The sequence below is a fragment of the Mesorhizobium sp. M5C.F.Ca.IN.020.32.2.1 genome, assembly GCF_004023105.1.
Classification (GTDB): Bacteria; Pseudomonadota; Alphaproteobacteria; order Rhizobiales; family Rhizobiaceae; genus Mesorhizobium; species Mesorhizobium wenxiniae.
The window spans coordinates 1-8,464 of sequence record NZ_RZSX01000195.1 but is presented as its reverse complement, the minus strand read 5'-3'; the positions used below and the strand labels follow the sequence as shown (position 1 = coordinate 8,464).

Sequence of the window (8,464 nt, the reverse complement as noted above, 5' to 3'; positions counted from 1 at the left end):
ATCGAGAACCGTGCTGCGACCATTTTGCAGCCGGATCTCGGCCGCTCCGGCGGCATTCTCGAAACCAAGAAGATCGCCGCCATGGCCGAGGTCTACCACATCCAGGTCGCACCGCACTGCTATTGCGGGCCGATCGTCGGTGCGGCCAACATCCAGCTTGCCGTGACCTTGCCCAACTTCCTTATTCTGGAATCGCTGAAGCAGTGGGACGGCTTTCACGAAAAGCTGCTGAAGAAAAAGATCGAATGGCAGGACGGCAACGTCATTCCGTCGATGGAACCAGGCCTTGGCGTCGAACTCGACGAAGCGGTCTGCGAGGCGCATCCCTGGACCGGCAAGGACCTGCATCTGCAGATGATGCAGACGCCGTTGATGCCGTGAGCTGTCTTTAGAAACGTCGTCACCAGTTTGCCGCGCAAACGGGTGAAGAGTATTTACACGCAAGAACGCTGGGCTTTTCCTGCCAAGAGCGAGACCTGACAGGCGGATTGTGAAGCGATTCCAGCATATTGGCCGGATCGCCAGAATCACGATCGAAACGAGCTGAATCAAAGTCTCAACACCTTGATTCAATATCTGAGCGTCAGCGCGCCGGGTAGGATCTCGAAGGTCGCCGGTATGCGCCCGGGGGATTCGCCGTCTACGTCGAGCAGCGCGGCGTTCTTTTGCGCATCACCGAGCGGTTCGACAACCACTTTCTTGCCACGCAAAATGGTGATTGCCGGATGTTGCGGTGCCGTCCGCCATAGAGCAGACGGATGTCCCAGATCAGTTTCAGCTTGCCGGCCGCACGCAGGATGACGATGTCGAATTGACCGTCGTCCAGTTCGGCATCCGGCGCGATCATCATGCCGCCGCCGAAGAATTTTCCGTTGGCCACCGCCACCAGCGCCACGCGCGCCTCGACCGGGACGCCGTCATCGACGGTGATCACAACGTCCTGGAACCGGTAGCGCATGAATTCCCACACGGTGCGCCAGTAGAACAGCGCCTTGGCCGACACCTTGCCCTTGCGCTTGTCGGCGTTGACCGCGCGGTCGGTAGCGCCTGAAAGCCCGAGGCTGGCGATGTTGATGAAATGGCGGCTGGCCAGCGCGCCATGGTCGTCGACATAGGAGATGCGGCCGGCATCGACGTTGTGGGCCTTGGCATCGGCGATGCGCTTCAACGCCAGGTCGACCTCGCCAGATAGGCCGAGCCCGGGGGCCGTCGCCGCCCGCCGCGATCACCAGGTCGAAGCCGCTGGCTGCAAGGACGAGCGCCAGCCGTTCGGCGTCGCCGGTCGCCTGCGTTTCGCGCAGCTCGAAATCGCCGAAATGTTTCCTGAGCGAAGCACTGACCTCCGGCCAATGCCGTTTGAGCCGGCTGCCACCGGCAATCGGATTGAGAACCACCCCGACCTTCAAGAACGCCCTCCCAAAGGATCGCAGCGACACTGGTGTCCTAAAATCCTTTGCCGGCATTGAAGCCCGCGCCGCGATGTGGGGCAAGAGCCGAATGTTTGATTATGCTGCTCGCCGCAGATTGGGCGTGTCCCGACCCCCCTCGAAAAAACGCTCGGCCGCCGAGCTCAGTCCCCGATAATCCCGCTATCCACAGGCTCGCGGCTGTTTCGCCAAACGCTCACTCGGCGTACATTAAACCCATCTCAGGCGGCTACCGATTGCCAAGTCGAAAGACAAAGCGAAACGGCGGATTTCCTGAGGCCCGTACGGCCCCTGAATGAAAGCAGGCTTGCCTGTTTTGACGAGGGATGCCGAGACCTACGGGGCCGCGGAAAGCGTGCGAACGCCTACGGCGGACCGATGCTGCCATGAAGGACGGCAAAAACCTTCGATGGCGCGCTGGACGAAGCTCGCAAGGGTGGAGACTGGCGAGGTCCCGAACGGACGCTGCCCTCGGGCGGTGGCTGGCAGGACCGTCAACATCAAGGCCGGCATGGCGCGACGTCTTTACGGAAGTTGCTGCCGCGACCGTGTCCTGATCTGACAGGGAGGCGCTGGGAGAAATCCCGGCGCCGACTGTCTTTCATGGCCATCCCCGCGATGTTGTTGGCGCGGCTTCAGCGTACGCCGGACACCTTGGCCGAGCGCGATCTGCGGTGCCGAGGGCACGATCTTCATCACCAGGCGCAATCGAGCTGCACTCCGTTCTGCCGGCACTGATGAAGGCAGGCGCCACGCTTGAGCACGCCTGCGATTACTGATGAAGTTCGGCCACAGGCGGAACTCCTGAAACCTTCTCTTGTACTTCACCACGCACATTCCACAATCGCGGCCAAATCCCGCCTTGATCTACGGCAATTGGTGAACGCACCAACGCCGCACGTCCTTGTAGCACTCGCCAAAGCAAATCGAAGGGACAAGACCGTGATTAAGACCACCCTTGTCGCCATGACCATCGTCGGCTGCGACTGCGATGCCAGGCTTTGCGAGTATATCGGCGAGACGCCGGCCAAGTGGTCGACCATCGCCGATTGCGAAGCAGCGATGAAAAGCCAGATGTCGCACGCGCGCAATTTCAACTACCCGCTCGTGTCCGGCATCTGCCGCACGACGCAGACCTCGTCGCGGCTTGCCGCGACCGGCTCGACGCTTGAGTTGGCGGTGGCAGCGCAGACCGCCACCGACCCACTCCCGTCCGAATTGAGCCGTCGGCCCAGCGTTGCTGTCGGGTCGCAGGCAACAGCCACGGAAACAGAGGCTGCCAGGCCGGTCGCCTTTGAAGCCGCGGTCGATGGCGGACGCTCGGTGCTGTATCGCACGAAGAACGGTTACGCCTTGTTCAAAACCGACCTTGGCCGCGCCGCATCCGCGACCCTCGGAATGGCCAAGCGGTCGGCGAACTGGCTGGCGGCGAAAATGCCGAACGGTTTGTAAGCGCCCTCAGGCGATGCCGCTCAGCGCCTTGATCGCAGCCGACCATGCTGAACGTCAGCGGCTAACCCGCCGCCTCGTCCTTTGCGCCGATCTTGCGCACCAGCGCCGCCGTTGCCAGCATCGCGCCCATGTCTGATATCATCGGCGCGACATGCTTGGCGTAGTCTAGCGGCACCGATTTATCAGGCAGGTCGAAGAAGTCCTTCGTTTGCGGCAACAGTAGAAAACCGTCGCCGCCATTGAGCGCAACCCGCGCCGGATCATCAGGCCAGGTCTCGCTGAGCCATGTCAGCGCCTGCGCCAGGCGGCCACTCACCAGCGGCTGCGCCGCCTCGACATTGTCGGTGCGGAAGTCGTAGGTGGCATCGAGCTCGGGCACGCCGCATGATAATTCCTGCATTTTGCTGGCGAACATGCCGCGGAATAACCCGACGGCCACGTCAGTCCGGCGGGCGGCCACCAATATGCCGGGGAACGGCACGATGGTCTCGAAGGCGACGACGATCCCCTTGAATGCTATCGTGCCGCTCTTGCCCGTGCCTTGCCGGAGATCGGCTTCGTAAAGCTCGAACGGAAATCCCTCGTAGCGGCCGGATACGATGTCGTCGAAGCGCTTGCTGTTAAAAGTGCCGATCGTCTCGCGCGGCAGCCGGTCGAACGAATTCGGCGTTACCTCATGCTGGTACCGCATATCCTCAATGAAACCGAAGATGATCGGCAACAGCGTTTTGCGGAACGATTGCTGCAAGGTGCTCGCCGGCTTGATCGCCTGGAAATAGAGCAGGATCGCCGCCACGAATCCGACGACATAGAGCAGGACATGCGGCGTCGAGAACCATCGCTCGTATGGATCGGCGACCGTGTTGAATAGCCAGGCCACCAGCGCCACGAATGCCAGCAGCAGGGAGATGAACAGCGGCACCCGCCAGCGGACTTGCCGGTAGGCCGCAGCCCTTCCGACCTCATAGGCCTCGAGATTCCTTTTGATGCCGGCGATGTCAGCTTCATCAGGCATGAAATCCGCCGCTTCCATCGCCATCCCACCGTCGAAAGACCGAACACCCAGCTCGGACAATAGCCGATTTTGCGGAAAGTCGCGCGACTACAGCGTTGGGATGGTGGGTGAGCCCACACGATTCATCCGAGCACCAGTCAACTATGGCTATCAATTTCCGTTACCAAAAACCGCAACGAAACGGGCCGTAACCTTTTGCCTTAATGCGCCCTCCAGCGCCTCAACGGGAACCAGCCGCTCATGGTCGCCGGCGCGCAGCCGCATGAAGGGATGCAGCCGGTAGGCGGCAATGGCGCCACGCGTGCCGGCGTCAGCGCTGATATCGGCGGTCAGGATGCCCCCCATGCGGCCGGGCCACGGCTGGCGCGCAAAGGCGGTGCCTAGAAAATCGCCGAGCCCATAGGCGACGAGCGCCTTGCCGATCCGCTCCACAGGCTGCACGACATGGGCATGATGGCCAGCGATCAACCCGACGCCTTGCGCGGCCAAATGCCGTGCCAATGCCCGCGTTGCGGCCTGTGGAAAATGCCGGAATTCCCAATCCCAATGTGGCACGGCACAGGTGAGGTCGACGGCGGCGCCGCGCGGCCATCGTGCCGGGTCGGCTTGCATCGACACACGGCCCGCGAACGCAGCCGCGCCGGCATTGCGCCACAGCGTGAAGGCGGCAAAGCCAATTGTCAGCGGTCCGACCGCAAGGCGCTCGACCGGACCGCCGGCGGCGGTACCGATGCTGCGGATGCCGAGACGGGTCAGCGCCGCCACGGTCTCGTCGAAACCCTCGACGCCTTGGTCGAGCACATGGTTGTTGGCGAGCGACAAAACCAGCTTCTCGCGCGAGATGCCGGCGGCCGCCAGCGCCTCGGCGAGAAACCGCTCGGTCATGGCATGATGGGTGCCAAGCTTCGTTCCCGTCGTCGCGCTCGGCCGCTCCACCACCGGGCTTTCGCAATTGCCGATCACCAGATCGGCGGAGCCGAGCAACATGGCGATCGCCGGGTCGCATTGCGGCGCTCTGCGATTGGCCACCGCCGAGATATCGCCGACGAAAGCGAGCCGCACCGTCCGCGCCGGCGGCGGCACCATCGTCGCTGCGGCTGCCGGCGCAAAGCCTTGTTGATCGCCGCTGAGCGAGGGCTTCAAGAAGCGTGGCAGCCAAGACAATTTGTAGGAAAACGGATAGTTCGACACGCGCAGCCTGCACCGGGATGAACGGCCACGGTAGACGATGCGCACGATATAGCGAAGCGCCTCCGTTCGGAATCGTGCTGCCAGATGCCCCGCAGTAGGCGTAACACACAAGATGCGTATATGGTTGCCGCCGAACGGCATACCGGAGGACCAAGATGACGCGATTTCCGAGCCTGCTGGCATCCGCCCTTATTCTGCTGCTGCCGGTTTCTTCCGCCGGGGCCGCAGCGCCCGAACCGGCCGCCCTGTTCGAGGCAAAAACCGTAGCGGACCGCGACAGCACGCTTACTGCGCTGGAAGCCGCCGCACCCACTGATCCCGCGTCGGCTTACGCCGCCGGAGCCGGCCAATTCTTCACCGGGCTGGAGATCCTGGCCGGCGGCCTGCACCGCCACGGTTTCGAAAGCCCGCAATCATTCATACTGCCGCTGATGCGGCTGCCGGTCCCAGACAATCCCAATCCCGAGCCGCTGACCTACGACGGCTTCCGCGCCATCCTGGTCGCCTTCCGCGATCGGCTGGAAAAGTCCGCCGCCACGCTTGGATCCGTGCCTGCCGATGCCGCCATCGGCATGGAGGTCGACCTCACCCGTCTCGGCATCGATCTCAACGAGGATGGCCAGATCGCGCCGGACGAAAGTGCCGCCGCGATCATGGCATCCCTGTCACGCGGCGGTGCGTCAGACCCGGCCGCACCCGCCCTCACCTTTCGCTTCGACCGAGCCGACGGTTATTGGCTGCAGGGCTATGCCGAATTCCTGATGGCGCAGGCGGATTTCTGGCTGGCGCATGATTTCAGGAACGCCTTCGACGGTTCGTTCCATATGCTGTTTCCGCGCGCCAAACTGCCGCTGCAGGACACGCTTGTTCCGCCGGACGGCGGCATGAGCGGCGGCATGTTGTCGTCCGAATGGCGCATCGCCGACTTCATTTCGCTGGTTCATCTGGTCAACTGGCCGGTCGTCGAACCGGAGCGCCGGCAGGCGGCACGCCGCCATCTCATTGAGATGATCCGGCTGTCGCGCGAAGACTGGAAGGCGATCCGCGCCGAGACCGACAACGACCGTGAATGGCTGCCCGGCCCGCAACAGAAAGGCGCGAGCCCGCTCACCGGCCTGGAGGTCGGCGAGGAGCAGGTCCAGGCCTGGCACGCCGCGCTTGATTTGGCTGAGGACCTGCTCGACGGCCGCACCTTGCTGCCGCATTTCCGCTTCGCCGACAAAGGCATCAATATGAAGCGCTTCTTCGACGAACCAAAGCCCTTCGACTTGGTGCTGTCGATCACCGGGCCGGCCATCGCGCCCTATCTCGAGAGCGGAAAGATCCTCACCAGCGAGGAGTTCGACCAGATCCAGCGCCAGTTTGGCGGCGCCGGATTTTTGACATTTGCGCTGTGGTTCAACTGAGGGCGCGTTTTGACATCACTCCTGACACCCTTGTGTCAGCAGCTTGGTTTCGTCTCGCGCCCCTCGCCACTCCGCTCTTTCCATTTTGGCAGATACCTCCCATATTTGGGACATGGCCAAACTTCCTGATAAAAACACGCCGTCGCCGGCGCGTGACGATCGCGCTTCGCCGCCCAAGCGGCGCAGTCCGCTGACCGATTTTCTCGATGCGTCGGAGCCGCTCCACAAGGGCGGTTTTGCCGAGGCGCCGCAGGCCGAGCTTTCCGGCGCGCCGCTGACCGGCTCGATCGCCGATTGGGCCGAGCAGATCGAGCAGGAGGCCGAGAAGGAAGGGCGCCAAGTCTCCCCTCTTGAGGGGGAAATGTCGCCGAGGGCGACAGAGGGGGTCGGCAAAGGAAGCGCTCAACATGAGGGGTCGCCGAGCGCTGCCGCACCGACCCTACCCGGCGGCTCCGCCGCCACCCTCCCCTCAAGGGAGAGGGAAGGCGCCAAGCAAAAAAAGATCCCCGAACGCTCCTCCTCCCCCGGCCGCACGGCACGCGGCACCTCGATGGGCGGCGCGGCTTCGGCCAGAGAACGCGCCGCGGCCGGCCTCAACCCTGTCGCCGGCCTCGATGTTTCGCTCGAGGAGGCCGAGACCATGGCCTCCGGCGGCGTCACCGCCACGGTGGCGGCGCTCTCGGCGCTAATCGAATCCGGCAACCCCTTGCACAAGGATGGCGTGCTGTGGACGCCACACCGCCCGGCCCGACCCGAAAAATCCGAAGGCGGCATCGCCATCAAGATGGTGTCGGATTTCGAGCCGGCCGGCGACCAGCCGACGGCGATCAAGGACCTTGTCGAAGGCGTCAACGACAACGACCGCACCCAGGTGCTGCTCGGCGTCACCGGCTCGGGAAAAACTTTCACCATGGCCAAGGTGATCGAGGAGACGCAGCGCCCTGCTTTGATCCTTGCCCCCAACAAGACGCTGGCTGCGCAGCTCTATTCCGAGTTCAAGAAATTCTTCCCGGAAAACGCCGTCGAGTACTTCGTCTCCTACTACGACTACTACCAGCCGGAAGCTTACGTCCCGCGCACGGATACCTTCATCGAGAAGGAATCCTCGATCAACGAGCAGATCGACCGCATGCGCCACTCGGCGACGCGCTCGCTGCTGGAGCGCGACGATGTCATCATCGTCGCCTCGGTGTCCTGCATCTACGGTATCGGCTCGGTCGAGACATACACGGCGATGACCTTCCAGATGCAGATCGGCGACCGGCTCGACCAGCGCGCACTGCTCGCCGACCTCGTCGCCCAGCAGTACAAGCGCCAGGACGTCAACTTCGTCCGCGGCTCGTTCCGCGTGCGCGGCGACACGATCGAGATCTTTCCGGCTCACCTTGAGGACCGCGCCTGGCGCATTTCGCTGTTCGGCGACGAGATCGAGGCGATCACCGAATTCGACCCGCTCACCGGCCAGAAGACCGGCGAGCTGAAGAGCGTCAAGATCTACGCCAACTCGCACTATGTGACGCCGCGCCCGACCCTCAATCAGGCCATCAAGTCGATCAAGGATGAACTCAAGCACCGGCTGGTCGAACTCGAACGGGCCGGTCGGTTGCTGGAGGCGCAGCGGCTGGAGCAGCGCACCCGCTTCGATCTCGAGATGCTGGAAGCGACCGGCTCCTGTGCCGGCATCGAGAACTATTCGCGCTATCTCACCGGCCGCCAGCCGGGCGATCCGCCGCCGACCCTGTTCGAATACATCCCCGACAATGCTCTGGTTTTCGTCGACGAAAGCCATGTCACCGTGCCGCAGATCGGAGGCATGTATCGCGGCGACTTCCGCCGCAAGGCGACGCTGGCCGAGTACGGTTTCCGTCTGCCGTCCTGCATGGACAACCGACCGCTGCGCTTCGAGGAGTGGGACGCGATGCGCCCGCTTTCCGTCGCGGTTTCGGCGACACGCGGCGGCTGAGAGATGGAGC

General features: G+C 63.3%; 7 protein-coding genes and 1 pseudogene. 4 read left to right on the top strand and 4 right to left on the bottom strand.

The window, feature by feature from the left end; genetic code table 11:
- The coding region (locus EOA86_RS12450) for an enolase C-terminal domain-like protein (RefSeq protein WP_281035655.1) at nt 1–381 on the top strand (381 nt) is incomplete at its 5' end.
- Between the two features lie 188 nt (nt 382–569).
- Here the strand turns inward: EOA86_RS12450 and EOA86_RS40160 are convergent.
- Both EOA86_RS40160 and EOA86_RS40155 read right to left on the bottom strand, forming a co-directional pair.
- Nucleotides 570–1,003 (bottom strand): annotated as a pseudogene (locus tag EOA86_RS40160) (hypothetical protein).
- A complete protein-coding gene (locus EOA86_RS40155; protein WP_245497249.1) occupies nt 918–1,463 on the bottom strand; it encodes a diacylglycerol kinase family protein in 546 nt (181 codons plus the stop codon). The pseudogene EOA86_RS40160 and the gene EOA86_RS40155 overlap by 86 nt, the downstream one beginning before the upstream one ends.
- A gap of 906 nt (nt 1,464–2,369) precedes the next feature.
- On the opposite strand from EOA86_RS40155, the gene EOA86_RS12440 reads away from it, so the two are divergent.
- Nucleotides 2,370–2,879: a hypothetical protein gene (locus EOA86_RS12440; protein ID WP_128341907.1), complete on the top strand. Its 510-nt coding sequence runs from the start codon at nt 2,370–2,372 to the stop codon at nt 2,877–2,879.
- Between the two features lie 61 nt (nt 2,880–2,940).
- On the opposite strand, the gene EOA86_RS12435 is transcribed toward EOA86_RS12440, so the two are convergent.
- Both EOA86_RS12435 and EOA86_RS12430 read right to left on the bottom strand, forming a co-directional pair.
- Nucleotides 2,941–3,912 (bottom strand): DUF3137 domain-containing protein, encoded by a 972-nt coding sequence (locus tag EOA86_RS12435; protein WP_128341906.1) that lies wholly within the window; start codon nt 3,910–3,912, stop codon nt 2,941–2,943.
- Between the two features lie 132 nt (nt 3,913–4,044).
- Nucleotides 4,045–5,085, bottom strand: coding sequence for a CapA family protein (locus EOA86_RS12430; protein ID WP_128341904.1), 1,041 nt, complete (start codon nt 5,083–5,085; stop codon nt 4,045–4,047).
- Nucleotides 5,086–5,240: 155 nt separating this feature from the next.
- On the opposite strand from EOA86_RS12430, the gene EOA86_RS12425 reads away from it, so the two are divergent.
- Complete coding sequence (locus tag EOA86_RS12425; RefSeq protein WP_128341902.1) at nt 5,241–6,491, top strand: hypothetical protein; 1,251 nt, start codon at nt 5,241–5,243, stop codon at nt 6,489–6,491.
- A gap of 112 nt (nt 6,492–6,603) precedes the next feature.
- Nucleotides 6,604–8,454: a DEAD/DEAH box helicase family protein gene (locus EOA86_RS12420; RefSeq protein WP_245497248.1), complete on the top strand. Its 1,851-nt coding sequence runs from the start codon at nt 6,604–6,606 to the stop codon at nt 8,452–8,454.
- Nucleotides 8,455–8,464: the final 10 nt, after the last annotated feature.

What these genes read in the sequence shown, in the direction of transcription:
- EOA86_RS12425 (WP_128341902.1), top strand. Translation starts at nt 5,241, where the DNA reads ATGACGCGATTTCCGAGCCTGCTGGCATCCGCCCTTATTCTGCTGCTG.
- EOA86_RS12435 (WP_128341906.1), bottom strand. Translation starts at nt 3,912, where the DNA reads ATGGAAGCGGCGGATTTCATGCCTGATGAAGCTGACATCGCCGGCATC.
- EOA86_RS12420 (WP_245497248.1), top strand. Translation starts at nt 6,604, where the DNA reads ATGGCCAAACTTCCTGATAAAAACACGCCGTCGCCGGCGCGTGACGAT.
- EOA86_RS40155 (WP_245497249.1), bottom strand. Translation starts at nt 1,463, where the DNA reads ATGCCGGCAAAGGATTTTAGGACACCAGTGTCGCTGCGATCCTTTGGG.